Here is a 25,009-nt window from a genome sequence, read left to right as displayed (position 1 = left end):
AAAAAAAGGGAGGATTACGTATGATAACAACGCTCATATTCGATTTAGACGATACATTATTATGGGATAAAAAAAGTGTGGCGACTGCTTTTCGCAAGACGTGTGAGCGGGCGGCACAGGTACATGATATTGAACCGAAGAAGCTTGAGGAAGCGGTTCGATTGGAAGCACGCGAGCTTTACGCTACATATGAAACATATGCACACACACAGATGATTGGCATTAATCCATTCGAAGGGCTTTGGGGCACGTTCGATGATGCAGGGGAATCCTTTCAGAAGATGAAGGAGATTGTGCCGGGGTATCGCCGCGAAGCATGGACGAAAGGTTTGCAACGGCTTGGGGTAGAAGATATTGAGTTGGGCAGTGAGTTGGCAGAATTATTCCCGGCAGAGCGGAAAAAGCATCCTTTCTTATATGAGGAAACTTTTAGCGTGCTGGACAAGTTAAAGGGGTCATATAAACTTGCTTTGTTAACGAATGGATCGCCGAGTTTGCAGCAGACGAAACTTGAAATCACGCCTGAAATCGCTCCTTATTTTGACCAAATTATTATTTCGGGTGCATTTGGAAAAGGAAAGCCAGACGTATCGATTTTCCATCATGTGCTAGAAACTTGTGGCATTACGGCAGATGAAGCGTTGATGGTGGGTGATAATTTGATGACGGATATTTTAGGTGCATCACGCGTTGGCATGCGTTCGGTTTGGATTAACCGCGAAGGTATGGAGTTGGCAGAGGGTAGTACACCAACTTATGAGATTGATAACTTGGAGAAGTTGTTCCCGATTTTGGAGACGTTAACGAAGGAAGAAGCCGTCCGGTAAGGAGGCTTCTTTTTTGAATGAAAAGTTGGTGGACTGTAAGAGAAAGTTTTGGAACTGAAGGAGTAAGTAGTAAAACTGTAAAAGTACAGACGGACTGTCATGGCAATGGGGCGAACTGTAAGTGCAATTCGCCAAACTGTCACGGCAAATTGTGAAACTGTAAGCGGGACGGTGGACTGTCATGGCAATGGGGCGAACTGTAAGTGCAATTCGCCAAACTGTCATGGAAAATCGTGGAACTGTAAGTACGGCGGTGGACTGTCACGAAAAATCATTGAACTGTAAGTACGCCGGTCAAACCTTTTTTCAAATTACCGACTTCAATCCAATAAAACCCCACTTCACTACCCGAAATAATCTCAGGGATGAAGTGGGGTTGTTCGTTCAATCCTTCTTACAGATCAATCGCAATAACATCATAAATATCTTCAAGTTCTTTCAATCGCTCAACGTTTTGCTTTTCTACATGATGGTCGACAGTGAGCATCATAATGGCATTACCACCAACTGTTGACCGGCCCACTTGCATCGTTGCGATGTTGATATTTTCAATAGCGAGCAATGTGCCAACGCGTCCGATTGCGCCGGGCTGGTCTTTATGTTTGATGAATAGTAAGTGTCCCGCAGGGCTAATATCTACTAGATTGTCGTCGACTTTGACGATACGAGCACCTAGTCCGTTGAGTAGTGTTCCAGAGACACGACGAACTCCGCTTGCTGTCGTCACTTCAACGGTCACTAAATTAGAGAAGCCTTTTGTCGTAGACGTTTTGTGTTCATTCACTTTTATACCAAAACGCTCTGTCAAAAACTTGGCATTGACATCGTTGACATGGTTGCCGAGATTGCGTGTTAGCAATCCTTTAAGCGTGTTGCGTGTTAATGGACGAACGTCTGACTCTGCAAGATCGCCAGAGTAGTAAATATTTACTTCTTCAATCACTTTATTAGATAAACGTGATAAGAAGATCCCGAGTTTCTCCGCTAAATCAAAGAATGGTTCGATTTTAGCAAGTACTTCTTTCGATACAGATGGCAGATTCACTGGGTTACGAACCGTACCTCCGCTGAAGTAGCTGACGACGTCGCGACTAACATCAATTGCTACGCTTTCTTGCGCTTCAATCGTGCTTGCGCCTAAGTGTGGTGTCGCAATGACTTCTGGTAGAGTTAGCAGTTTGTGACCGACGAATGGCTCTGTTTCAAAGACGTCAAGTGCAGCTCCTGCTACTTTTTTCGATACAATTGCATCATACAAAGCATCCTCGTCGATAATGCCACCGCGCGCGCAGTTAATAATTTGAACACCATCTTTCATGATCGCAAATGCTTCTTTATTAATCATATGCTTTGTTTCTTTCAATAAAGGCGTATGGACTGTTATGAAATCAGCTGCTTTTAGTACCTCTTCCACTGTCCCTAATGTGATGCCCATTTTCTTCGCTTTTTCATCTGACAAAAATGGATCGTAGGCAATGACGCTCATCCGTTGTCCTTTTGCTCTCGCTGCTACTTCTGCACCAATGCGTCCCATACCAATAACGCCAAGTGTTTTATTTTTTAATTCCACACCAATGAATGATTTACGATCCCATTCGCCATTTTTTAATGAATTAAAAGCTTGTGGGATTTTACGAGCGAGTGACATGAGCATAGCAATTGTATGTTCAGCAGCAGAGTTAGTATTGCCGTCAGGAGCGTTGACGACGATAATCCCTCTCTCTGTTGCAGCATCTAGGTCGATATTATCAACGCCAACACCTGCGCGTCCAATAATTTTTAAGTTCGTTGCTTTTTCAATGATTTCACGTGTGACTTGTGTTTGACTACGGACGATTAATGCGTCAAAGTCTTTAATTTTTTCAGCAAGTTCTTCAGGTGTATTTGTTGTATCAATGACAATGTTGAAACCTTCTGCTTGTCGTAAAGGGAAAATACCATCTTCGCTAAGTGGATCGCTAATAAGTACGTTAAAGGCCATTTAAACCAATTCTCCTTCGTTTACATAGATTTGTTGTGCTGCTGCCACGCCTGTGCCTAACGTGATTTTTTTGCCGACTTTGAGTAAGCCAATTTCAATCATACTAATTGTCTGAAGAACATCTGCTGGTGAGCAATAGCCCATATGGCCAACACGAAATATTTTGCCGCTTAAATGCTGTTGTCCGCCTGCTACTGTGAGTCCAAACTCTTGCTTAATGACTTTTCTGAATGCTTCAGCGTCAAAATCCTCGGGTTGAACAGCAGTGACAGTAGGAGAAGCATCTGCATCCGTTGTTAATAAAGGAATATTCAGTGCCTTGAAAGCAGCGCGTGTCATGTTCATCATCAATGTGTGGCGTGCGTATACTTGCTCCAAGCCTTCTGCTTCAATCATTTGAAGTACTTGTTGCAGTCCGAATAATAAAGAAACTGCCGGTGTAAATGGTGTTGTGTCTTTTTGAAGATTATCACGGTATTTTGTCAGGTCTAAGTAAAAACCTCGTTGTGTATTGGCTTCAATAACTGCCCATGCACGTTCACTTGCTGCGACAAATGTCAGACCAGCTGGTAGCATAAATGCTTTTTGAGAGCCCGTCACCATAATGTCGATTCCCCAAGCATCCATTTCCGTTTGAACACCGCCGACACAAGATACGCCATCGACGATAATTAGTGCATCTGATACTTCACGAACTGCAGTTGCTAGCTCATGGATAGGATTCAAAATACCCGTAGATGTTTCGCAATAAGTAGAGAATACAGCTTTAATTGCTGGGTTCGCTTGTACATATTGTTGAACAGCTGTTGGCTGAAGTGCTTGACCCCATTCCACATCTAAACGATGGGCTTTAATGTTATAAGCGTTACAAATTTTCGTAAAGCGATCACCGAATGCACCTGTGACAACGACTAGTACTTCGTCGCCTGGTTTGACGATATTGACAACAGCCGCTTCTAAGCCTGCTGTTCCACTGCCTGTAATGACTACCACATCTTGTGCTGTACCAAAGATTTGTTGTAGGCCGGGTTTGATAGACTGCACGATTGCAGATACTTCTTTCCCACGGTGACCAAGCATTGGCTGGCTCATTGCCCGCTGCACGCTTGGTGGAATTGGACTCGGTCCTGGAATTCTTAGAAATTGTTGGTCTTGTAACATAATTTTCTCCTCCTAAATAAATTCTTTATTGAAATCAAAAAAAGCCTTCCGTCCCTTACAAATAATTGTAAGGGGCGAAAAGCTAGATTAGCTCACGCGGTACCACCCTGATTTACTGCCTACATTACGACAGTCTTCGTTAGCATGCTTAACGCGCATGGGTCGGATCGGCCTACTGTGAATTTCAGCCTCTCTATTCCGGAGTGCTACTTTACGTTGAAATCACTGATTCGCACCATCCATCAGCTCTCTTAAGATTTCATAACTTAAAGCCTATCTCCATCATTACAGTTGGAATTGTTATTGAATTTAGAACTTATCATAACAAATGAAAAACAAATGTCAAGCGTCTATTTCCCTTTAGTGCGGTAAATCACTAAAAAAGTTTTTTGTAAGCGCTTTATAGCGAATTTAATCGAAAAAAGAGAGAATGAACTGAATTCGTCGTAGAATTGCGGTTCTTATTTGTGTGATTAATTCAGAAAAGTTATTTAAGTAAGTTAGTGATGTGGTAAAATATAGTTGAAGTCTATTGGTACAAGGGGGAAATGAAATGAGCGTTTTGACAAAAAAAGAAATTGTTATTGACAATTATCACGGGACGGATGTGGCAGATCCGTATCGCTGGTTGGAAAATCCAGAGACAGAAGAAGTGAAAAACTGGGTGGATTCACAAAATGACAAGACACAGGCTTTTATAGCGACTTATGCAGAGCGCGAAACTGTCAAGGAAAGATTGACGAAGTCTTGGAATTATCCGAAATACTCTGTTCCGCAACAAGAAGGGGATTATTACTATTTTCATAAAAATAATGGCTTGCAAAATCAAGCTGTTTTTTATCGGACAAAGGATTTGGACACTGATGAATTAGAAGTAATTATTGACCCGAATACGTTGAATGATGAAGGGACGGCTGCGATTACCAATTTGGCATTCACGAAGGATGGCAATCGGTTAGCTTATGGAATTTCATTGAATGGCAGTGACTGGCAAGAAATTCGTGTGCGCGATTTGCAAACGGGAAAAGATGAGCCAGATGTGATTAAGTGGTGTAAATTCAGCAGCATTGCTTGGAATGAAGAAGGAAGCGGTTTTTATTATAATCGTTTTCCAGAGCCGGGCACTGTGGATCCAGAAGATGAAAGCAATTATAATCGCGTTTATTGGCATTCTGTGGGTACTGCGCAGCAAGAAGATGTGTTGACGTATGAAGACACTGTGGATAAGGAGCTGTCTTTCAATCCGTTGTTCTCTGATGATTATCGTTATTTGATTTTATCAGTATGGAAAGGGACAGAAAATAAGAGTCGTATTTATTATCGTGATGAGCAATCTGATGAGGGATTTGTACATTTATTGGCAGATGATGACGGGGAATATACCTTTATCGGCAATGAGGGACGGCTGTTTTATTTCACGACGAATTATCAGGCACCGAAAGAGAAAATTATTGCGGTACAGTTGGATAACCCTGGGAAAGAGCATTGGGTGGATGTCGTTGCTGAACGCGAGGATGTGTTGACATTCGCGAAAATCATTAACAAACAGTTCGTCGTTTGCCATTTGCATAATGCGCATGATCAGTTGAGTGTCTTCGATTTGGATGGGACATTCCTTAAAGAAATACCGCTACCAAGCTATGTTTCGCTAGTAGGTGGTTCTGGTAAGAAGACGGCGACAACGATGTATATTGGGTATACGTCTTACTTAGTACCGACGACGATTGCTCGCTATGATTTTGAGCAGGATACGCTTGAGCCTGTATTCCAGCAGTCGGTGCTGTTTGATACGGAAGGTTTTGAAACGAAGCAAGTATTTTATCCCTCGAAGGATGGTACGCAAATTCCGATGTTCTTAACGCATCGTAAAGGGTTGGAATTAACGGGCGATAACCGCGTGTTGTTGTATGGCTATGGTGGTTTTAATGTCAATTTAACACCGTCGTTTTCGCCGTCACAGCGCATGTGGATTGAGGCTGGTGGCGTATATGCCGTTGCCAATTTACGTGGAGGTGGAGAATTTGGCGAGGAATGGTACAAGGCGGGAACACTGGAGCATAAGCAGAATGTCTTTGATGACTTTATTGCAGCGGCGGAATGGTTGATTGAACAAAACTATACGAACAGCAAAAAGCTTGCGATTATGGGAGGCAGTAATGGCGGATTGCTTGTAGCAACTTGTGTAACACAGCGTCCAGAGCTGTATGGAGCGGCACTTTGTCAAGTTCCTGTTACGGATATGCTGCGCTATCATAAGTTCACGGTTGGCCGTTACTGGGTGACGGATTATGGCAACGCGGAAGCGAATCCAGAGCATTTTGAGTTTATGTACAAGTATTCTCCTCTGCATAACGTCAAAGAAGGCGTTGCCTATCCGCCGACGCTTGTGACAACTGCGGATACAGATGACCGAGTTGTGCCATTGCATGCTATGAAATTTGCGGCAACATTGCAGGCAGCGCAGCAAGGTGAACAGCCAATTCTTTTGCGTGTTGAGAAAAATGCAGGTCATGGAATGGGCAAACCGACTGTGAAAATTATTGAAGAACAAACGGATATGTATTCGTTTTTGTTTAAAACATTAGGGTAAACAATGTCCGGCACCTGAAGGGATTGGGTGCCGGATGTTTTTTTCATTAGTAAGCATATGGCCGTTGTTTAGTTTATGGGAAACGTTGCATAGTTGGCCGATTACGTTGTTTAGTTATACAAACGTTGTCTAGTCTTGCGCTGGCGTTGTTAGGATTTATGGAAACGTCGCATAGTTGGCTGATTACGTTGTTTAGTTCTACAAACGTTGTCTAGTTTTGTGCTGACGTTGTTAGATTTTATGGAAGCATAGTTGGCCGATTACGTTGTTTAGTTCTACAAACGTTGTCTAGTTTTGCGCTGGCGTTGTTAGGTTTCATGGCAACGTCGCATAGTTATCTGCTTTCGTTGTTTAGTTCCACAAACGTTGTCTAGTTTTGTGCTTGCGTTGTTAGGATTCATGGAAACGTTGCATAGTTATCTGATTACGTTGTTTAGTTCCACAAACGTTGTCTAGTTTTGCGCTGGCGTTGTTAGGTTTCATGGAAACGTCGCATAGTTGGCTGATTTTGTTGTCTAGTTTGTTAAAAACGTTGCATACTCCCCAAATTCCCCCTTATCTCGCCCTATCTTGTCGTTCCCAAATTCTCAGCGATGGATACGGATCAAAAGCCCATTCTGTGCGCCCGTTATATTTGTACATACCGTAATGAAGATGTGGAGGGAATCGACCGGAAGTACCTTCTTTACCATAGCCTGAGCTGCCGACAAAACCGATAATGGTCCTTGGTTCAACGATATCGCCGACTTTAATGTCCTTATTAAAATAAGCTAAATGGGCAAAGTAATGGTACGTATTATGATTGTCGCGAATGCCGACGCGCCAGCCGCCGAATTCATTCCACCCCATTATTTCAACGACGCCATAGGATGTTGCTCGGACAGGAGTGCTATATCCCGCAAAGATGTCTGTACCTTCATGAATTCTACGGCCACCCCAGCCCCTGCTCGCTCCCCAGGTCCCTCTGTAACTATAATCGTAATTCGTGGGAACAGGAAAGGCATGCTCGTCCAACTCCAACGTTTCAAAGTGTTGATACAATTTGGCGATGGTCATGATTTGGTTCACGGTTTCTTCACTTTGGTAATAATCCCATAACGCTAATTTGAAATCTGCTTCCGATTGTCCGTATTCGCTTAAAAAAGATTCCATCGTAGCCAGCACGTCTTGTGGATTATCTGGATCAGCAATGCCGTCACCGTCTCCATCCTCCCCTTGTCCTTCGAAGAATGTAATCGAGGTAGGAGAGGTATCCATTTTATTGGGATTAAGTGCGCCCGCCCAGTACTCTTCAGAATATTGGATGGCAATCGGTCCATCCCTTTTAGGAATATCATTGCGCACTTGTTGGATATTGCGCTCAAACTGATCGATGGCCGCCAAGTTATACCAAGGAACAGCCATGCTGTCAAATTGTAAATAAAGCTGCATGCGCTGTTCGTTCATTGTTTCTTCTTTGGCCGCCACAACTGTGTAAAATAGTAACGATAACATGATGATATACGTCGGTAATAACACCCAATGACGCACGAAAAAACCTCCTTTAATCCGTTTAGATATAATTCCCCAATCAAAATTTTTTATGAATGGGATTTTTTTTAAGTCGAGTTCACTGAAAATATGAACTAATCGTTCTGGAAATGATACAATTAGATTGTCTTTATGAACTTGAAAAAACAGGAGTGATTTTAAATGGAAAAACTACAATCAATGGAGCAATTTGAACAGCTAAAAAATGAGGAGCGCACTATTTTTATGTTTTCTGCAGATTGGTGCCCGGATTGCCGCGTCATCGAGCCGTTTTTACCAGGCATTGAAGCCGATTATCCGGAATATACATTTATGTATGTGGATCGCGATGAGTTTATCGATCTATGTGGAGAACTTGATATTTTTGGTATTCCAAGCTTCATCGGATTCCATAGTGGCGTAGAAGTAGGCCGATTTGTTAGCAAGGATCGCAAAACGCAGGCGGAGATTGAGGAATTTATTAATAGTCTGACAGCTTAACCTAAAGGGGATTTGCGAATGAAACCGATTATTGGGATTACACCAGATGTGGAGCAAGATGATAATCATTTCCTACGAAATGATTATGTGCAAGCGATTATCCGAGCGGGGGGATTGCCTTTCGTTATACCGATAGGTCATGCGGCAGACATTGCGCAGATAGTTGGCATAATGGATGGCCTTTTATTGACCGGAGGAAATGATATTAATCCGATATTGTTCAATGAAGAACCGCACACACATCTTGGGGAGGTTTCACCAAGTAGGGATTTGTTTGAACTCGAACTGGCGCGTCAAATGTTAGTAGGGGATAAACCGATTTTGGGCATTTGTAGAGGGCTTCAAGTGTTGAATGTTGCGGTGGGAGGAACATTGTATCAGGATCTTCATCAACAAAATGAGGGGCCAATGCTGCAACATTTACAAAAAGCACCGAATGCTCATCCATCCCATTTTGTCCAATTGGAAAAGGGGAGTTTGCTTGCGGAAATTGCGGGTAGTGAACGTATTCAAGTGAATTCATTTCATCATCAATCGGTGAAGGATGTACCTGCTGTGTTCAACGTTACTGGTGTTGCCAGTGATGGCATTATAGAGTCGATTGAGAGTGTCACTCATCAATTTGTACTCGGTGTACAGTGGCATCCAGAACGGTTGGCAATGACAGGGGATACGGTTTCTTTGCGGATATTTGAAAGATTTTTGAGCGCCTGTGTAAAATGAAAAAACTGAGCCATCGTGCGCTCAGTTTTTTTCATTCAAATAAGTTTGCATTTTCTCCGGAAAGTCCGTAAAAATTGCACTAACACCGGCATCTTGTAATGCTTGGGTGTATTGCTCTTCATTGACAGTAAAAGTCCGTACTATCGTACCAGCTTCTAACACTTGTCGAATAGATGGGCGAAGTGCTGTTGGGAAAAATAGATGCAATGCATCCGCAGGAATGGCACGCATATAATCGAGCGGCTCCACCAATACTTCCATGAACAAAGCCGCTGTTTCTAAATGTGGTGCAAGTTGTTTTGCCGTTCGGATAGCCTCGTGATCAAAAGACGACAAGACTACGCGCGAATCAAGACCCATTTCCTTTATAATCGCTACGACTTTTTCTACCATGCCTTCATACGGAAAAATATCGGATTTCAGTTCGATATTCAAATGATGCGTTGTATTGGCAAACACTTGAAGTACTTCGTGTAGCGTAGGAATGCTTTGTCCTTTAAAGTTTGGAGAAAACCAGCTGCCAAAATCAAAAGCTTGTAACTCCGCTAGTGTCATGTCTTTAACGAAGCCAGTTCCATTTGATGTCCGGTCGATTTTTTCATCATGGATGACGACGAGTTCGCCGTCTTTTGTAAGATGAACATCAAATTCAACACCGTGTACAGCGAGGCGCGCGGCTTCTGTGAAAGCAGCGATTGTATTTTCTGGATGTGTGCCAGATGAACCGCGGTGCGCGTAAATATCCATATATTAACCACCTTATTGCTTTTGTTTTATTGTAATATGTAATGGAAATCGAAGCAAATAACCATTGGAAAAGGGATGCTCTCAATTTGAGAACACCCCTTTATTTTGTCGGTAACATTAAAGTTTTGAATGTAATTTTTCATCCCGAATCATCGGGGAATAATTTCCATAGAAAGGATAAGCTTTCAGTGCCGCGGTCATTGTTCCACTGGGTGTTCTCTAACCTAAGCAACGCAAACCCTACCTACTTTTGCGTCCTTGCGACCCTTTAGTCGCGCCAGTGTGAATAAGTATTCTCAAAAACATTTGTAGAATGCCAGATATTCAAGTCTTGACAGTTACCTATTTGTTAACTGATTAACTATATCATGAAGAGGTTGGGCTGTCAATTAATTTGGAGATTCACTGCCACTCACTCAGCTGTTCATCTTCCGCAATGACCTGCAAATCATCGGCGGTAATGGTGAACACTTGATAATCGGAACGTTCGGCATAGCTTTCTGCTGTTTTCTTAACAAACTTTGGTGAGCCATCGTTTTCTTCGTCATAAACAATCAATATTCCATCCGAATTGCGCATGAAAAACTTATCTTTTTCGATAAATTGCCAAGGGGCTTCATAGGGTCTTTTCGTCAGGCTTGTATGGAAATCTGCGAGGGCCACAATCCGATGATACGTTTCTTTTCTCATATCATTCCAGTTTTTCTCTTGTTCAAGGAAGGGGGTGATGACGGCATACTTTAACTCGGTGTATTCTTTTTTTAGGTCGATCACGACTTCCGCAGCCCATGTTTCAGTGCCTAGCTGCCCACTGATAATGACCCATTCTAATCCTTCATCAATCAAGGCTACAAGTCGTTTTTCTAGTGCTTTTTTAATGAATCGAATGCCAGGATGTTTGTCATCAAATATGCCGAGTTCATGTTGTTTATAGCCTGTCACGACTAACCGTTTTACGATGTTGTTTCACCTCCGACAACTGTATACAGTATGAAAAAACCAGCTTCCAGTGGAAACTGGTTTTGATGTGCGTTTCATGCATGTGCCTCTGACCTTAGTGTAGCAGATAGCACTTCAACTTTCCTTTACAATCTGTCCACTGACGCCGAAGATTTTTATGTCATCGACTTCTACCGTAAGCTGATCTAATTTTTGCTCCAACGTATGAAGGACAAGTTGCTTGGTAGCTAGTTGTTCCTCGTAGTCCAACGATTGGGCCAGTATCTTTCTGATTTGCTGGTCTAATTGACTAAGTATTTCAGGATCTAATGCAGGTGTCGAGGCGCTCGTTGTGGGCTGATCTTTTTTTAAGCTTATTTCGAAGGCGCGCTTATCAAGTTGTGCTTTTACATCAATTAGTTCTTGCTGTAGCTTATCGATTGTATGCTGTTTTTTGGCAAGTTCTTTTAATAAAAGCTGTTTTACTTTGTCGGATTTATTGCGTTGTTGGTAGGTCGTAGCAAATTTATCTATTTTTGACTGAAGATGTTTGTTTGCATCATGCATATGATCCACAATTTTATATTCGAGCTGTTCGATTGTTGTTTTATACTCCTCGATCTTACTATGGAGGGAATAGGCTTGCTGGTCATTATATTGTTTGGTTTCAAGTCCGACTTTTAATTTTTTTATTACGTCGGTCAACTGTTGGTTCGTTGTCCACAAGTCATTTTTGGCCTGCTGTAAAGTATCAATGGACATAAGCTGTTTTTTGCTTTGCGTTTCATGGAACTGGATACGTTCTTTGTAATCACTCGTCCGCTTCACCAATTCTTTATTTAATCTAAATAGCTCCTCAGCAAGTTCGTTTTTTTCTTCTATCAATTGGACATTGTCGTGCTCTAGGTTTTCGATCAATGATTGGAGATAGCCCTCTTGATATTTTCGTACTTCGTGTTTATATTTCGCTAATTCCGCCTTTAAAAAGATAATTATTTGTTGCAGTTGCAACGTATCATTATTTTTGACATTGTCACTAATCAAGTCCGTCCACCTCCCATTATTCTTTTTTGAGTAACGTAATAAGCTCTTCGAAGTCCTTTTTGTTCGCTGCGATGACCTGTTCAAGTTGCTCTACGATTTCTTTGTAATCAATCTCAATCACGTCTTCAGAAGTTCGATGTTCTCCATTCGCCAACATCGACATCAAAAACATGTTCAATGTGCTTTTTTCTAAAAAAATAAAGCTATTATCATGGTCATGTGTGTCTTCTTTACGGCCGCTCAGCTGATCCTTCATAAATTGGCGGATACCATGCTTCATCAACCAGTCTTTTTCATCTTGATCACTCATTGTCATCCCCCTGTACATGCACAGTTCCATTGAGATTAATAGGATTGAGCACAACGACGCCCTCTTTCAATTGATCGCTATACGTAAATGCCATAATACTGCCCGCATAAGCTTCTGTTGGCGACCAGTTGAGCTGGAAATTTGAAAAGGAAAGGGTCTCATTCGGTTCAATGGACGATTTACCTAAAGGTTTTAGCCAAAATTCCTCACGGTTCGTTTTTTCATTGATACGTTCCCAGCCATCGGCATTCTTCAGGGACTGTTTGAAATTTGCATAGACATATTTACCTGAAAAAGAGAAAGGTGATTCTGGAGGTAGTTTTATACATATATAAGGATTAGTGAGGGGGCGAGTCCCCGTATTTGTTACATGGTAAGATCCGAGACAAAAGTTTTCCTGTTCAGGAACGTGAGAAATGTTTAATGAATATGTAAAATAGCTGATAATTGCCATTCTGTCAGGGTCATGAAGTGCTTGGACCAACTGTTTAATGTCATGGATGTATGATTGCGTTTGCTGCTGAAGCTGCGTAATCTTTGCTTCCACTTCGTTGTTCATGATTTTTACCCCTTTTCTACAAAAAATAAAGAGAGGAAAATCCTCTCTTTATAATATGTTTGATGTTTACTCATTATCACCATCAGCCGATATTAGTTGCAGCAATTGCCGCCAGCGTCAGGGAAAACAACAGAGCATTGTTGTGGACGTGTTGGTGGAGCACAACCCGATACTATATCTGCCCTTGGTTCGCAGAAATCAGCTAAGAATTCAACAGTAACTGGGAATGTCGATTGGATGCTTTGGCAAGTAGCCACTGAGATGGTTAGCGCAGAGAAGGTGATTGTACCTGCGCCAGCAGTGAGTGTCCCAGTCGTACATACGAAACAGTCTAAATTAGTGTACCTAACCTCAACGTCTGTTCCTTCAGGCGCACACAAGGTGACTTGTTCACAACGGGAAACCGGGATATTCGCGCTTGTTAACGTCGTCCCATTTGGAAAAGTAAGGATAATTTTCACGACGAAATTCTTTTGAATAGTAAGCTGTTGAAGGCATACGTTTGTTCCATCAATGCAGAATGGTCGATCTTCGCGATGTAGGATAACGACTGGATTCGTCGCGGCTGGGGCTACGTCACATGTGACAATTGCACCGGTTAAACTTGTCGCTGCTGTAACTCCTGGAAAAGTAATTGCTCCTGTTGGAGAAATATCAAACGACTTTTCTTTAACAATCCAATCATATACCTTATCGACATTAATACAAATTAGTTCTTTGCCATCAAACGGCTTTTTTTCTTGCATTTTTGCAGACACCTCCAAATTTTTTTCTTTCATCCGTAGCATATGATGTGGAAAATTGAGTGTCTGGGCGGAGAAATAACTTATCAGGATATTTTTCGAATTTCATTCAGTAGAAAAGAAATTGGTACAAACATTATTTCAGGAGAGATAGCGCCTCCTAAGAATCAGGCACTTTATCTTATTTATATTCAGTGTTAAAGGTGACAATTTGTCACGTAATGAAAACATCGGTAATAGAATAGGTATGTACTGTAAAGGGGGAATAGTGATGGCAGATGCTAAGTTATACTCCGCTCAAGACATTGAAAATCTAAAACAGAAAATCGCAACTTATAGAGATACCTTAACGACATTGAAATCGGGAAATACAATTGATGACTATCTTTTCATGAAAAGTGAATTGACCGGCTTTAAAATGCAAGCCTCGCATTTAGAAGAGGTAATGGGACGACTGAATGACAAACGAAGTATGCAGATAGAGGAGTATGAGCAACAAATTGAAACTGTTTCAAAACAGATAGGCTCACTTAACCAAACTGTCGAGGAGTTGAACAAGGATCTTTCAGTAGTTATGGATCAATTAATAAATGAACGTACAGAAAACGTGAATACTTCTGTCGATATGCAGGATTCAGTGAATACTAAGCATAATGCTGATGAGAGGGATGTTATAGAAGTAACTTCCCAATTGGAAGAGAAAATACCCATATCTTCGATTCAACAGCCTAATCGTCCACCCTCATATAAATATTTGCAAAGTCTTATAGCGAGGCCTCATGATATCCAAGAAGTCCCGGGTACTGTAACGCCAACTGCAAGTATCCATCAAAAAGCTGGGAAACCAAGTTTTCCTTCGATTGGTAGTCATCCAAATCAAATCTATAATGGGCTGAACAGGAATATAAATATGAAATCCACCGTTCGTTTTAATAATATTTCGACAAAACAAGCCAGTCCAACCAGAAGTGATAATTTGGTCCCCTCTATACCGAAAGCGACTACAGAGCCAGAAAAAAATGAGGTAGTGACAGTATCTCTTGAGGAATTGCCCAATTTAGCTACAATTGAAGAGAAAGTGCCTCATATAGAAAAAATTGAGGAAAAAATACAGCACGTAGACAAAATTGAGAGGGAGATGAATCCAGAAGCTTCGATTGAAATTTCTAATGAAATGAAGCGTCAACAACATAAAAACAAAGAGACGTTATCACTGTTCAATTTTTTTCGGAGGAAACCTTAAGTTTAAATTAGATAAAGTAGCAAAAATAAAAATCGTTTTACTCCATTTTCAACAACCACTTGACTGAGTGTCAGGATGGTTGTTTTTTCTTGAAGATTATGGGGCTACGATAGATAGTAAATTCAGCTAGTTAGGCGGATATTCCGTGGAATTTGCGTTATGCTACAACGAAATAAAAACCACTAAACACAAGTAGTTGATAGCCCGTCCGCCCTGCTACTGGCTTGAATAGGATAATGGAGAAAGGAGGTGTTAATATGAATTTTAATCATGGATTTAATCAAGCAGGCTGTTGTCGTCCAGCTCTCAGCAATGAAACAGTTAATTGTAAGAATTTTGGACCGTTCAATGCGATTGACGCGGCTTGTATTGTCCCACCGCGTAACACAGGTTCAATTATCCCGTTCAGTTCTGGTATTGTACCTGCATCATTGGTTACTCTTGCTACCGGGTTAGTTAGCACAACTAGTGCAATTGGATTTGGTACTTCCGTCCCTGGTATTACCATTGTTGGAAACACAATTACCTTAGGAGGAACTTTGCCAAGCGAAGCCTTTACAGTTCCACGTGATGGAAGCATTACAGCTCTTTCTGCAACTTTCGTTGCAACAGCCGCAGTAGCGGCATTAACTGGAGCTACAACAATCAGAGCACAAATCTATCGTGCACCGCAAGGAAGTGTTGTCTTTACCGCAACAAATGCATTCGTAGATTTAGTGCCGCCAATACCGGGTCCAATTGCAATAGGCGCTATTGCGACTGGTAATGCGTCTTTCGCTCCTGTACCAGTTTCAGTAGGCGACCGTTTATTAATGGTATTTTCAGCCGCTACAAGCACAGCTGTGGCCGCTACCATTTTAGGTAACGCTGCTGCAGGTATTACTATTGAGTAAGTAACCATGCTTGGTGAAAAATGGGTTCTAAAACAATTTTGAAGTTGTTTTAGAACCATTTTTAGTATTGCTTGTTCCACCGACAATCGTTCTTCTTGTGTGCCCGGCATGGGTAATCGCTAGGTGGTGAAAGTCCACTACAGACTTGGCAATAGGAACTGTATATCTCGAAGCGAGATTCTGCCTTGTGAATAACAAAAGATAAGCTCACAAGATGGGGACTGAAAGTCTTCTCCCAACTTTATGAGCTTATGATACTAAAAATGTTGAACCGCCGCATACGGAACCGTAGGCACTGCGGTGTCAGAGGTAGGCTAATCAACTAATGATTAGCCTCCTACTCGATTTGAGTTACTTCATTAAAAGTTGATTAATCCCTGCCTTATCGTTTTCTTTTTTAGAAGTTTTGCATTATCGGATTATTGATGCCTCTATTAAAATCAAGTGAAACCAAGAAGATTTATACTGAGTATTTCCTTATCAAATGCTACTCAACAATTTAATGACAATAGAGGCATTTACGTTTGCTTGTGTGCCCCCTATCACAGAGGCAAGGCCAACTGCTGCAGCAGAAGAATGATTTCGAAGTGTAAGAACACCGCCTGCTGGTATGGTGAATATAGCCTGACCGTTGTTTTGCTGAGTGCCAGCACCTGAGCCGTAGATTGTTCCCGGAACCACCGAGCCATTTAAAAACAGGGCGAATTGGTTGGGTTCTGTACCTGACACAGAGAAAGTAACCTCGTAGTCTCCTGGAACGCTAACTATAATTTGAGAGGATCCAAGGGTATGCGTAATTCCAGGTGTTATTACTCCATTTGAATCAAACAAGACATCTGCTTCTATTGCTACCGTTTGAGGAGTTAGGTTGTAAATATACCCGTATTCGCATAAGCCACAAGTGCCTCCGGGGGGAATAGTAGGTACACCCTGTCCGGTTGCTATGATTGGTCCTATGGGTACTCTTGGTACTCCGCATACGTTTTTGCAAGAGCATGTACTGCTTTTACAAGTAGTACATCTACGATTAGAGATTTGATTAGTAAAATCCATTTTTTCACCCCCTTCTGTAGTATCATATTCGAGCAACAGAGGGAGTGAAGGGCAATTACTACTTGTATTACTAAAAAAATAAACCAGAGATTGATCTTGCTGCAAATGAAGAATTCATGGATTTCAATAGACGTATTAAAAATAAATTTGAGGGTGAGGACTGAATCGGTGATAACAGGAAATAAAAACGACCTTTCCATTTACGAATTAGCTATAGGTGGATGACAAGATTATTGGGAAATCGCAATTAATTAAAATAGTTACAAATAATTTCAAGCCCGATTTTACATCTAAGGCATTTTCACAACAAAAAACACCACCCCCTAAAGGGTGGTGCTAGTCTATAAACCCTTTTTCCATAAGGGTTTGTATTGTGAGCCACCTTTGCCGTACGGTTTAAGAAAGTTTTAAACCACCACTCCTCAAATGTGAAGTCTGGCTTTTTATAGTTTAATAGGAAGTGTTATGAATCCTTATATATCAACATTTTAACTAGCTAGTAACCTATTTATTCCTTATATCGAAAATAATCACGATCAAGTTCGACAGATTCATCATATCGTATTGCTTCCTACAAATATCTTTATTGTGGAAACGAAATATTGGAAAGGTAAAGTAGTACACGGACTTAGCAAAAAAATGCCGGAAAACTCTCTTTTTTTCTTGATGAGCTGTTTTATTGGGTGCGAAAGTTGAGTAATAAATTGAGTGTATCATGTCTTGTCTTTTTTTTGCGTCTCGCTTAATTATACAATCCGCGATTAATCAACATGAAAGTCAAATAGGAGATAGCCCGTCCCCCCCAGCTATTATTCGAATAGAATAATACAGATGGAGGTGAGAAAATGAATTTTTATAACTACTGCTCAAATTGTAGATGTCTTAAATGTAATGTCAATGCATGCTCTTGCAAAAAAGTTTGCAGACTACCTAGAGTACACATAGGACCATTCAGAGCTACCGGACCCACGGAACTATTATCTGTAAATCGTATTTATGTAGCCAATTTTAATGATAATACTGTTTCTGTAATTGACGGTGCAACCAATGCAGTAATTGCTACCATTCCAGTTGGAGTCAATCCGGCAGGGGTAGCAGTCAATCCTTTAACCAACCGAATTTATGTGGGGAATTTAAATAGTGATGATGTTTCCGTAATTGATGGGTCAACTAATACAATAATTGCTACTGTGCCGGCTGGGGATGGAGCAAGTGCGGTTGCGGTCAATACCGCTACCAATGTCATATATGTAGCCAATTTTAATGATAGCACGGTTTCCGTAATTAACGGTTTTACCAATACTGTGGTTGCTACCATTATTCCTGTCGGAGGTTTGTCTCTTCCAACCGGAGTAGGAGTCAATTCATTAACCAATATTATTTATGTAGCCAATTTTAATTTTGATATCGTTTCTGTAATTGATGGGTTTACTAATGCTGTGATTACTCAGATTCCAGTCGGAGTTAATCCGTTCAGAGTAGGGGTCAATCCAAATACTAATCGTATTTATGTATCAAATTTCACTAGTAACACTGTTTCCGTGATTGATGGAGCAACCAATACAGTGATTGCTACTGTTCCTGTCGGGACTACTCCAGGTGAAGTGGCAGTTAACATAGCTAGTAATAAAATTTATGTACCAAATCGTGATAGTGATAATGTTTCCGTGATTGACGGAGCAACCAATACAGTGATTGCTACTATTCCAGTTGGGGATAATCCAAATGGTGTTGGAGTCAATCCATTAACCAATTTAATTTATATTACTAACCAGGATGATAATACTGTTTCCGTGATTAATGGCGTAACCAATACGGTGATTGCTACGATATCAGTCGGAGCTCGTCCATTTTCAGTAGGGGTCAATCCTTAAGGAAGATTTGCTCGTTCAATTCTTTGCGTCTGAAGAAAATAACAAAGGATGCAGTTAAAGAAGATAAAAAGTATATACTTGAATCAATTTCATAAATCAGCTTTGTTTTGTATCTGTAATAAGGCATTCATTCGATCCACTGCCAATTTGCAGGAATTGTAAATAAATGTCACAAGGTTGAAGTGCAGTTTTGCTTTTTTACCTGTACGGTGACGGACGTTGTTTAATTGAAAGTATTCTTTTAAATAGGCGTTAACGCGTTCTACTGCGGTACGTTCTTTATAAAGTTTCTTCCATAATTCTGAGCCGCGTGCTGGATACGTGTGTTTCCGAATATCTGTTTCACATTTGATTTTAAACACCTTTTGACAGAGTGAATCCTCTCGCAATGGACATGTTATACATTCCTTCGGATGGGTAAATTTTAATGTACGGTATTTTTCATCGAAGCTATCGTAACAGTAGCTGTGCTCACGTACACAAGTTGGGCGAAAACGGTCATCAAATCCAATATATTCGCCTTCATTCCGAACATTGTATGGAATCACGACATCCATTGTTTGCGCCAATGCTTGTTTATAAATCGCTTCATAATCATAACCTGCATCGAATAACGCTGTCGTAAAATGGTGTGAAAAAAAGGTATCTACCTTTTTTAGCAGTGGAATGGCCGCTTTACTGTCAGATAAATTACCTGACGACATGAGGCGACCTACAATATACTGGCTTTTCGATGAAACAGCCAGATGTCCCTTAAAGCCGTACCAGAACGTGTTTTTTCCGTCGCTATTTTTCTTGATGCCCCACTTGGGCTCAATCGGTATGTCCCGCCAAAGTGTTTCAGCTGAAATCGACAATTGTGCCTCCAATTTCTTTTCGTAGGTTGTTAAATTCGCTTCGATTTCTGCTTGTTCAGCGAGCCAAGCTGCCTGTTCTTCTTTTGTTTTACGTCCACGTTTCTTCGGTGGCTTAGCCTCTTTTTTCTCGGAAGGTTTTGATGCGTCACGTGCTTCGAAATGCGTCGCATCGAAGGCAAGGTGTTCATCACAAAGAAAGCCTTCTAAAAAGGCAGTTTGAATTAGTTCATCCTGCATGTTATCAAGCACATCAGACTGGCTAATCACACTGATTATACGTGAATAAGTAGCCTCCGAAGGGACTGAGTCTGAGACAAGAAACCCGCAATCTAGACGGAATAAAGAATCGTTGACTAAACGTTTTCTTAAATCCTTTACGGTTGGGATACGTTCGACAATACGAATCATCAATGATTGAATCATCGCACCGTAATTACATTCACGTGGAGCACCACGCAGCGTTTTTTTAGAAAAGAGATGAAAGATTGGTTGTACATCGAAAGTGGCGAAGATCGTATCAAAACGGTGCGAACTTTCCATTTCGAATAATTGTTGGATGTCAAACAGGCTAATTTGTTTTATAATGGTCATGAGGCATTCACTCCATTCGATATTGGTTGTTTGGTCACTACCATTATACCGGATTTGGGGAGGTGCCTCATTTTTATTTGATTGAAACCCTTGAGCCCCAAGGGCTCTGAATTATGAAATTAGCTCACTTGATGATGTCTTAGACAAAGATAAATTAAGTGGCATATTCAACTAACAGGTGCTGGTTAGTTGAACAAAAGGGGATTGTATATTGATGGTGGCCTTATTACGCACATGCAAAAGGTGACTACTCTTCATTGAGCGGTCGCCATTTTAATTTCTATGTAAGATGTCGTCTGCTAATTACACTGTATCTTCATGTACTTTTTTCTTAATAATTATTAGTTTTAATTTTTGAAACCATTTCCACTTGAAGTCTCTATAAAATAACCAGCCAACTAGCAAATAAAGAACAGGCAGAGCCCACCAAAAACCTTCAATAGCCCAACTGAGATGTGTGTTACTTAATTGAATCGATGCCCCTATAAGAGAAATGAATATCAGTATAATGTGGATAATCATTAAAGAAGGATGCTTTTCGAATAAAGTGCCATCAGGCTTTGTGGAGCCCCATAAACTTCTTCCGGTTAGTTTTGCAATTCCGTTTAGGAGGAAGAACAGAATGAGTATAACAGATGACGCACCAATAGAACTTAATATTAAAATTACCCCGAAACCCAATTCATGGGCATTTGTAAATAAGTTTTAAAGGTGCCAGTCACTCAAACAATTGTTTACTTCGATTTAGCGTCGGTTGCTATGAATTTTTACATCAGTTTTACATCAATTCGATTTTCATTACAAAAAAACACCACCCTTTGCAGGATGATGTTAGTCTATAAACCCTCGTTCCATAAGGGTTTGTATTATGAGCCGCCTTTGCCGTACGGTCTTAGAAAGTTTTAAACCACCACTCCTCAAAGTGGGTGTTCGCAGAAATATTCCTGTATGTCCTCGTTATCGAAAGAACGAAGCGTGCCATTCCTATTTCTAGATAAAACTCCCGTTTACAGCTTAAAGGTTAAAACTTAATGTTGATACGAACAACACAGCTTCTAAATATAGTGTACATCAATTGTAATTTGTTTTCAAATGAAATAGTTGGGAACTTTAGAATCGACCACTTCAGCTATACTTCGCTATCTCTTCTAACACAATTTCTGCGCCCCTCGGACTTAGATGCATACCATTCGAGTAAACCTTATTGTTAGGTGTAATCTCACCTGTTTCAATACATGCCTCTTTAACTACGTGTAAGGTGCCAGTCACTCAAAAAAATGCGTTTGTTCAAATAAACATGTTTGTTTGAATCATAACAAATTATCTCATTTAAAACAGCCACTCTGACTTGGTATTAGGGTGGTTGTTTTTTAATGTATTCATTATATAGATGAGAAGGAGAGTGCGATTCAGTTATTTCATACATGTGTTTCGATAGATAGACAGTTGTCCTATAGAATCCGTATGCCAATGAAAAAATGAAAAGTTGTTTTATATAAATAGTTGATAGCCCGTCCGCCTTGCACTTGTTTTGAATAGAATAGCAGAGAAAGGAGGTGTTAATATGAATTTTACTCATTTTACAGGAGGTTGCTGTGGTGGAGGTCATCATCATCATGCAGGAGGTCATCATGTAAGGATTCATCCTGGTGTGTGTCATCATCATGATGGACATCATCATGTAGGGTTTTATCCTGGTATGTTTAGGCATAGTGGAAGCCAGCACGCGATTAGTGATTTCCGGTTCTCTTCGGGTCATACACCCGTCGTTTTGACTAGTCTAGCTAATGGAGTGGTGGGTGCTGCTAGTATCATTGGATGTCGCACAGCTGTTGCTGGAGTCATTGGTGCCGATGGCAATATCATCTTGCCATGCTCAGCGAAAGTAGCCCAGTGCGTACGAAAAGCAGGTGAAATAACAGCTATTACTGCATATTTTACAGTAACGACTCCACTGGATGTTGCAGGACAAGATGAAACAGTCACCGCTACAATTTACCGCGCGCCAGCAGGAAGCAATGTCTTCAGTCCTACTACCGCAAGTGTAGACCTAGCTCCAGTTTTAACAAGTCTTTTACCTGCAGGTACGACACTTACTGGAACGAAGTTGATTGTTCCACCAGTAGCTGTAGCAGCAGGCGATCGTTTGATAATGGTATATACAATGTCTGGATCCGCGGGCGATGTGGCGGCAATGGTGACAGGTGCGGCAAGCGCAAGTGTGACGATTGTGGGCGGCTGTGGTTGCTAATTTTGAAATCACTCACTCAAGCCCTTGTCAAGAGGAAGCACACGGACCAGTTGATAGTTGTGTAGGCCAAGCCCAAGCCTCTTTCATTTTAATAATGAAAGAGGCTTTTAAAATAGGCTCATAGCGCATGAATCTGATTCATGTGCTATGAGCCTAACCTAAGTTATTTGGTAATATTTAATAATTGTTATTTGCCGCTTGCATAGCGAACGTTTATTCTGCATACTATAAACAAAGAGGAGGGAACGAGTGTGCGCATTAGATTGGTTAGGTCGATGGAATATGCCGAGTTATTGGATATGATGTATATCGATAAAAACGGGGCAGTCAGCAAAAGAAGAATAAAGGTCATTCAGGTAGGCGAAGGGTCATTCCGTGCGTACTGTCACCTTCGTCAATCAAAGCGAACTTTCTTAATCGATAATGTGCTCGCACTTGTCCCTGTAATAGCGAAAGAAAGTCTGGTGATTTAACGTGTCGATAATTCCAGAAGAGGCAATACCACATTTCGAGAATATGATTTATTTGCCAATGATTATTAAAATTTTAGAGAGAGACCGAGGGGAAATTGAGATTGGTTCATTCAAATTGAAAAAGCCTTATCTCGATATGATTGAAGGGGCACTAAAGGCTGCAAGGAATGAAATGAAGCAAACGACTATTTACTTGAAGCGTAACAATATGAATGTGATTAAAAGACTTAATGATGGAACGTTCACGGAATATTTGTTTCAGTACAAGGGCTATGAAAATCACCGGAAATACTTAAACATCCGGTTGCGCAATCGAACGGAAGAATTGATGGGTGTTTATTTTGTGAAATATACTGAAGGGCTGTTAGTTCATGAGTGAATGCCAACAAATAACCTATGACCACATTCCAAATCGACAAGTTGCCTGTGTAGATATGATGAGTTTTTATGCCAGTTGCATGGCTTCGTTACACAATTTGGACGTTTGTAAAGTGCCGGTAGCGGTGGTTGGGAACCTTCAACAGAAAGGATCCGTTGTGCTTGCCGCATCGCCTGCTATGAAAAAGCAATTTCGAATCAAGACGGGTAATCGGTTGTATGAAATACCCAAACACCCCGAAATTAGACTCTTTGAGCCGAAAATGGCGTACTTTCTCGAAATGTCGATGGCTATTACGCGTATCCTCCACAAATATGTTCCTGCAGAGTCTATACATGTTTACTCGGTCGATGAGTCTTTTATCGATTTAACTGGAACGGAAAAACTTTGGGGAGATCCTGCGCAGACTGTTAGAGAAATTCAAAGGGAAATATATGACACGCTAAGTTTACCGAGCACCGCTGGAATGGGGCCAAACATGTTAATGGCAAAACTTGCCCTTGATGTAGAAGCTAAGAAAACAGGGTTTGCGAAATGGACATTCGCGGACGTGCCAGTTAAATTATGGCCTGTTTCGCCATTGAGTGAAATGTGGGGAATTGGCAGGCGGACAGAGAAGTCGCTAAACGACATGGGGATATTTTCAATTGGTGACTTGGCCCATGCTAATCTACAAAGCCTTGAAAAGAAATTTGGAGTCATGGGTAACCAACTTTACCATCATGCGTGGGGGATTGATCTGTCTAGAGTGGGTGCGCCAGTATCGGGAGGTCAGGTTAGCTACGGGAAAAGTCAGATCTTGATGCGTGATTACAACACGATGGCCGAGGTGAGAGTTGTCATGCTTGAAATGTGCGAAGATGTAGCCAAAAGGGCAAGAGATGCAAGGAAAGCAGGACGAACAATAAGTTTAGGCATTGGATACAGCAAGAATGTGCATGGCGGCGGATTCCAGCGCTCGCGGACAATTGCTGAAGCGACTAACGAAACGATGAAAATTTACGCGGTCTGTAAAGAGCTGCTGAGTGAAAACTATGATAACCGACCAGTGCGCCAGATATCCTTATCGATAACAAAGTTGGAAGATGAGCAATCTATACAGCTAAGTCTATTTGAAAAGGACAATTGGCGTAGCCGGGAAATTGGTCAGGTGATGGATAGCATTCGGAATCGTTACGGATCTACGGCGATACTGCGGGCAATCTCATTAACGGATGCAGGTACGGCAATTAAACGCTCTGACTTGGTGGGCGGACACAAGGGATAGGTGGAGAAGTATGATAAAGGACCGAGGTAATATAAAATGGCAGGGCATGATGCTGCCGGAGCATGCACAAGCAGTAAGGGATTGGTTGGATGAGGATGGCCAAATGGAGCGTCCCATACTGGATGATTGGGAATTAGAATCCATTCAGATGGAAATTGAATCGGCATATAAGCGGCAATGCGAAGCTAGCGTCACGACATGGCGAAATGGTAAAGAATTTACGTACATCGGTAAAATATTCGAACTCGATCATCGGCTTAATGGTATTTCGATGGATGGACCGTTTGGTGAGGACAGATTGTCTGTTGTGGATATTATAAGAGTGCGGTGTATGTATTGAGAGAAATCAGTAGCATTAGTCACGAAGAATTTGTACAACAACGCCCTTTTCACAACAAAAAAACACCACCCTTTCCAGGATGATGTTCACTCAAAAACCTTATAGGTATCATGTTTAAAGTAAAAGCCGCCTTTGCCGTACGGTCTTAGAAAGT

General features: G+C 41.2%; 25 protein-coding genes, 1 other RNA gene and 1 other annotated feature. Of the genes, 13 read left to right on the top strand and 13 right to left on the bottom strand.

The genetic code is table 11. The features are described from left to right. Positions 1-20 precede the first annotated feature (20 nt). Complete coding sequence (locus tag R2B72_RS09585; RefSeq protein WP_318616272.1) at positions 21-827, top strand: HAD family hydrolase; 807 nt, start codon at positions 21-23, stop codon at positions 825-827. A 394-nt stretch (positions 828-1,221) separates the two neighbouring features. Here the strand turns inward: R2B72_RS09585 and serA are convergent, their stop codons facing one another. Both serA and R2B72_RS09575 read right to left on the bottom strand, forming a co-directional pair. Next, complete coding sequence (serA, locus tag R2B72_RS09580; RefSeq protein WP_318616271.1) at positions 1,222-2,808, bottom strand: phosphoglycerate dehydrogenase; 1,587 nt, start codon at positions 2,806-2,808, stop codon at positions 1,222-1,224. After that, a complete protein-coding gene (locus R2B72_RS09575) occupies positions 2,809-3,969 on the bottom strand; it encodes an alanine--glyoxylate aminotransferase family protein (protein ID WP_318616270.1) in 1,161 nt (386 codons plus the stop codon). Positions 3,970-4,036: 67 nt separating this feature from the next. After that, positions 4,037-4,264, bottom strand: a binding site (T-box leader). A gap of 258 nt (positions 4,265-4,522) precedes the next feature. On the opposite strand from R2B72_RS09575, the gene R2B72_RS09570 reads away from it, so the two are divergent. Then, positions 4,523-6,559, top strand: a complete 2,037-nt coding sequence (locus R2B72_RS09570; protein ID WP_318616269.1) for a prolyl oligopeptidase family serine peptidase — start codon at positions 4,523-4,525, stop codon at positions 6,557-6,559. Between the two features lie 555 nt (positions 6,560-7,114). On the opposite strand, the gene R2B72_RS09565 is transcribed toward R2B72_RS09570, so the two are convergent. Further along, positions 7,115-8,053, bottom strand: a complete 939-nt coding sequence (locus tag R2B72_RS09565) for a M23 family metallopeptidase (protein ID WP_318616380.1) — start codon at positions 8,051-8,053, stop codon at positions 7,115-7,117. A gap of 198 nt (positions 8,054-8,251) precedes the next feature. Between R2B72_RS09565 and R2B72_RS09560 the strand changes: the two genes are divergently transcribed. Both R2B72_RS09560 and R2B72_RS09555 read left to right on the top strand, forming a co-directional pair. Next, on the top strand, positions 8,252-8,569 hold the full coding sequence (locus tag R2B72_RS09560) for a thioredoxin family protein (protein WP_318616268.1): 318 nt from the start codon (positions 8,252-8,254) through the stop codon (positions 8,567-8,569). 18 nt (positions 8,570-8,587) lie between these two features. Further along, on the top strand, positions 8,588-9,292 hold the full coding sequence (locus tag R2B72_RS09555) for a gamma-glutamyl-gamma-aminobutyrate hydrolase family protein (protein WP_318616267.1): 705 nt from the start codon (positions 8,588-8,590) through the stop codon (positions 9,290-9,292). 21 nt (positions 9,293-9,313) lie between these two features. Here the strand turns inward: R2B72_RS09555 and R2B72_RS09550 are convergent, their stop codons facing one another. From R2B72_RS09550 to R2B72_RS09525, 6 genes are all read right to left on the bottom strand, one after another. Beyond that, on the bottom strand, positions 9,314-10,039 hold the full coding sequence (locus R2B72_RS09550) for a glycerophosphodiester phosphodiesterase (RefSeq protein ID WP_318616266.1): 726 nt from the start codon (positions 10,037-10,039) through the stop codon (positions 9,314-9,316). 402 nt (positions 10,040-10,441) lie between these two features. Continuing rightward, on the bottom strand, positions 10,442-10,999 hold the full coding sequence (locus tag R2B72_RS09545; RefSeq protein WP_318616378.1) for a DUF1273 domain-containing protein: 558 nt from the start codon (positions 10,997-10,999) through the stop codon (positions 10,442-10,444). Positions 11,000-11,113: 114 nt separating this feature from the next. Then, complete coding sequence (locus tag R2B72_RS09540) at positions 11,114-12,022, bottom strand: hypothetical protein (protein WP_318616265.1); 909 nt, start codon at positions 12,020-12,022, stop codon at positions 11,114-11,116. Between the two features lie 16 nt (positions 12,023-12,038). Further along, positions 12,039-12,332, bottom strand: a complete 294-nt coding sequence (locus R2B72_RS09535; RefSeq protein WP_318616264.1) for a hypothetical protein — start codon at positions 12,330-12,332, stop codon at positions 12,039-12,041. Further along, on the bottom strand, positions 12,325-12,891 hold the full coding sequence (locus tag R2B72_RS09530) for a hypothetical protein (RefSeq protein WP_318616263.1): 567 nt from the start codon (positions 12,889-12,891) through the stop codon (positions 12,325-12,327). The genes R2B72_RS09535 and R2B72_RS09530 overlap by 8 nt, the downstream gene beginning before the upstream one ends. A 92-nt stretch (positions 12,892-12,983) precedes the next feature. Next, positions 12,984-13,637 carry a hypothetical protein gene (locus tag R2B72_RS09525; protein WP_318616262.1) on the bottom strand — a complete coding sequence of 218 codons (654 nt, stop codon included), beginning with the start codon at positions 13,635-13,637 and terminating at the stop codon, positions 12,984-12,986. 268 nt (positions 13,638-13,905) lie between these two features. Between R2B72_RS09525 and R2B72_RS09520 the strand changes: the two genes are divergently transcribed. Together R2B72_RS09520 and R2B72_RS09515 are read left to right on the top strand one after the other, a co-directional pair. Next, positions 13,906-14,877: a hypothetical protein gene (locus tag R2B72_RS09520; RefSeq protein WP_318616260.1), complete on the top strand. Its 972-nt coding sequence runs from the start codon at positions 13,906-13,908 to the stop codon at positions 14,875-14,877. A 257-nt stretch (positions 14,878-15,134) separates the two neighbouring features. Beyond that, positions 15,135-15,770: an exosporium glycoprotein BclB-related protein gene (locus R2B72_RS09515; RefSeq protein WP_318616259.1), complete on the top strand. Its 636-nt coding sequence runs from the start codon at positions 15,135-15,137 to the stop codon at positions 15,768-15,770. 480 nt (positions 15,771-16,250) lie between these two features. Here the strand turns inward: R2B72_RS09515 and R2B72_RS09510 are convergent, their stop codons facing one another. Further along, the gene (locus tag R2B72_RS09510) at positions 16,251-16,823 is read right to left on the bottom strand and encodes a BclA C-terminal domain-containing protein (protein ID WP_318616258.1); all 573 of its coding nucleotides are present in this window, start codon (positions 16,821-16,823) and stop codon (positions 16,251-16,253) included. A 510-nt stretch (positions 16,824-17,333) separates the two neighbouring features. On the opposite strand from R2B72_RS09510, the gene R2B72_RS18635 reads away from it, so the two are divergent. Further along, complete coding sequence (locus tag R2B72_RS18635) at positions 17,334-17,519, top strand: nuclease-related domain-containing protein (RefSeq protein WP_412177821.1); 186 nt, start codon at positions 17,334-17,336, stop codon at positions 17,517-17,519. A gap of 149 nt (positions 17,520-17,668) precedes the next feature. Next, positions 17,669-18,697: a YVTN family beta-propeller repeat-containing protein gene (locus tag R2B72_RS09505; RefSeq protein WP_318616257.1), complete on the top strand. Its 1,029-nt coding sequence runs from the start codon at positions 17,669-17,671 to the stop codon at positions 18,695-18,697. Positions 18,698-18,786: 89 nt separating this feature from the next. On the opposite strand, the gene R2B72_RS09500 is transcribed toward R2B72_RS09505, so the two are convergent. From R2B72_RS09500 to R2B72_RS18630, 3 genes are all read right to left on the bottom strand, one after another. Continuing rightward, positions 18,787-20,145, bottom strand: coding sequence for a transposase (locus R2B72_RS09500; RefSeq protein WP_318616256.1), 1,359 nt, complete (start codon positions 20,143-20,145; stop codon positions 18,787-18,789). A gap of 866 nt (positions 20,146-21,011) precedes the next feature. Further along, a non-coding RNA gene (gene ssrS / locus R2B72_RS09495) (6S RNA) lies at positions 21,012-21,203 on the bottom strand. 67 nt (positions 21,204-21,270) lie between these two features. Beyond that, complete coding sequence (locus R2B72_RS18630) at positions 21,271-21,414, bottom strand: hypothetical protein (protein WP_412177819.1); 144 nt, start codon at positions 21,412-21,414, stop codon at positions 21,271-21,273. Between the two features lie 295 nt (positions 21,415-21,709). Here R2B72_RS18630 and R2B72_RS09490 point away from each other — a divergent pair, with 295 nt between their 5' ends. The 5 genes from R2B72_RS09490 to R2B72_RS09470 all read left to right on the top strand — a co-directional run bounded on the left by R2B72_RS09490 (position 21,710) and on the right by R2B72_RS09470 (position 24,855). Then, on the top strand, positions 21,710-22,396 hold the full coding sequence (locus R2B72_RS09490) for a hypothetical protein (protein ID WP_318616255.1): 687 nt from the start codon (positions 21,710-21,712) through the stop codon (positions 22,394-22,396). A gap of 251 nt (positions 22,397-22,647) precedes the next feature. Then, complete coding sequence (locus R2B72_RS09485) at positions 22,648-22,869, top strand: transcriptional regulator (protein WP_318616253.1); 222 nt, start codon at positions 22,648-22,650, stop codon at positions 22,867-22,869. Between the two features lies 1 nt (position 22,870). Further along, positions 22,871-23,248, top strand: a complete 378-nt coding sequence (locus R2B72_RS09480; protein WP_318616252.1) for a hypothetical protein — start codon at positions 22,871-22,873, stop codon at positions 23,246-23,248. Continuing rightward, complete coding sequence (locus R2B72_RS09475) at positions 23,241-24,515, top strand: DNA polymerase thumb domain-containing protein (RefSeq protein ID WP_318616251.1); 1,275 nt, start codon at positions 23,241-23,243, stop codon at positions 24,513-24,515. The genes R2B72_RS09480 and R2B72_RS09475 overlap by 8 nt, the downstream gene beginning before the upstream one ends. Positions 24,516-24,525: 10 nt before the next feature. Next, entirely contained in the window at positions 24,526-24,855 is a 330-nt protein-coding gene (locus tag R2B72_RS09470; protein WP_318616250.1) for a YolD-like family protein, read from the top strand. Positions 24,856-25,009 lie beyond the last annotated feature (154 nt).

The sequence above is a fragment of the Sporosarcina sp. YIM B06819 genome (assembly GCF_033485175.1).
Lineage (GTDB): Bacteria > Bacillota > Bacilli > Bacillales_A > Planococcaceae > Sporosarcina.
This window is presented reverse-complemented; position numbering and strand designations above follow the sequence as displayed.

What these genes read in the sequence shown, in the direction of transcription:
- R2B72_RS09515 (WP_318616259.1), top strand. Translation starts at nt 15,135, where the DNA reads ATGAATTTTAATCATGGATTTAATCAAGCAGGCTGTTGTCGTCCAGCT.
- R2B72_RS09510 (WP_318616258.1), bottom strand. Translation starts at nt 16,823, where the DNA reads ATGGATTTTACTAATCAAATCTCTAATCGTAGATGTACTACTTGTAAA.
- R2B72_RS09490 (WP_318616255.1), top strand. Translation starts at nt 21,710, where the DNA reads ATGAATTTTACTCATTTTACAGGAGGTTGCTGTGGTGGAGGTCATCAT.
- R2B72_RS09530 (WP_318616263.1), bottom strand. Translation starts at nt 12,891, where the DNA reads ATGAACAACGAAGTGGAAGCAAAGATTACGCAGCTTCAGCAGCAAACG.
- R2B72_RS09565 (WP_318616380.1), bottom strand. Translation starts at nt 8,053, where the DNA reads ATGTTATCGTTACTATTTTACACAGTTGTGGCGGCCAAAGAAGAAACA.
- R2B72_RS09520 (WP_318616260.1), top strand. Translation starts at nt 13,906, where the DNA reads ATGGCAGATGCTAAGTTATACTCCGCTCAAGACATTGAAAATCTAAAA.
- R2B72_RS09525 (WP_318616262.1), bottom strand. Translation starts at nt 13,637, where the DNA reads ATGCAAGAAAAAAAGCCGTTTGATGGCAAAGAACTAATTTGTATTAAT.
- R2B72_RS09475 (WP_318616251.1), top strand. Translation starts at nt 23,241, where the DNA reads ATGAGTGAATGCCAACAAATAACCTATGACCACATTCCAAATCGACAA.
- R2B72_RS09535 (WP_318616264.1), bottom strand. Translation starts at nt 12,332, where the DNA reads ATGAGTGATCAAGATGAAAAAGACTGGTTGATGAAGCATGGTATCCGC.
- R2B72_RS09505 (WP_318616257.1), top strand. Translation starts at nt 17,669, where the DNA reads ATGAATTTTTATAACTACTGCTCAAATTGTAGATGTCTTAAATGTAAT.
- R2B72_RS09555 (WP_318616267.1), top strand. Translation starts at nt 8,588, where the DNA reads ATGAAACCGATTATTGGGATTACACCAGATGTGGAGCAAGATGATAAT.
- serA (WP_318616271.1), bottom strand. Translation starts at nt 2,808, where the DNA reads ATGGCCTTTAACGTACTTATTAGCGATCCACTTAGCGAAGATGGTATT.
- R2B72_RS09570 (WP_318616269.1), top strand. Translation starts at nt 4,523, where the DNA reads ATGAGCGTTTTGACAAAAAAAGAAATTGTTATTGACAATTATCACGGG.
- R2B72_RS09560 (WP_318616268.1), top strand. Translation starts at nt 8,252, where the DNA reads ATGGAAAAACTACAATCAATGGAGCAATTTGAACAGCTAAAAAATGAG.
- R2B72_RS09550 (WP_318616266.1), bottom strand. Translation starts at nt 10,039, where the DNA reads ATGGATATTTACGCGCACCGCGGTTCATCTGGCACACATCCAGAAAAT.
- R2B72_RS09470 (WP_318616250.1), top strand. Translation starts at nt 24,526, where the DNA reads ATGATAAAGGACCGAGGTAATATAAAATGGCAGGGCATGATGCTGCCG.
- R2B72_RS09500 (WP_318616256.1), bottom strand. Translation starts at nt 20,145, where the DNA reads ATGACCATTATAAAACAAATTAGCCTGTTTGACATCCAACAATTATTC.
- R2B72_RS09585 (WP_318616272.1), top strand. Translation starts at nt 21, where the DNA reads ATGATAACAACGCTCATATTCGATTTAGACGATACATTATTATGGGAT.
- R2B72_RS09575 (WP_318616270.1), bottom strand. Translation starts at nt 3,969, where the DNA reads ATGTTACAAGACCAACAATTTCTAAGAATTCCAGGACCGAGTCCAATT.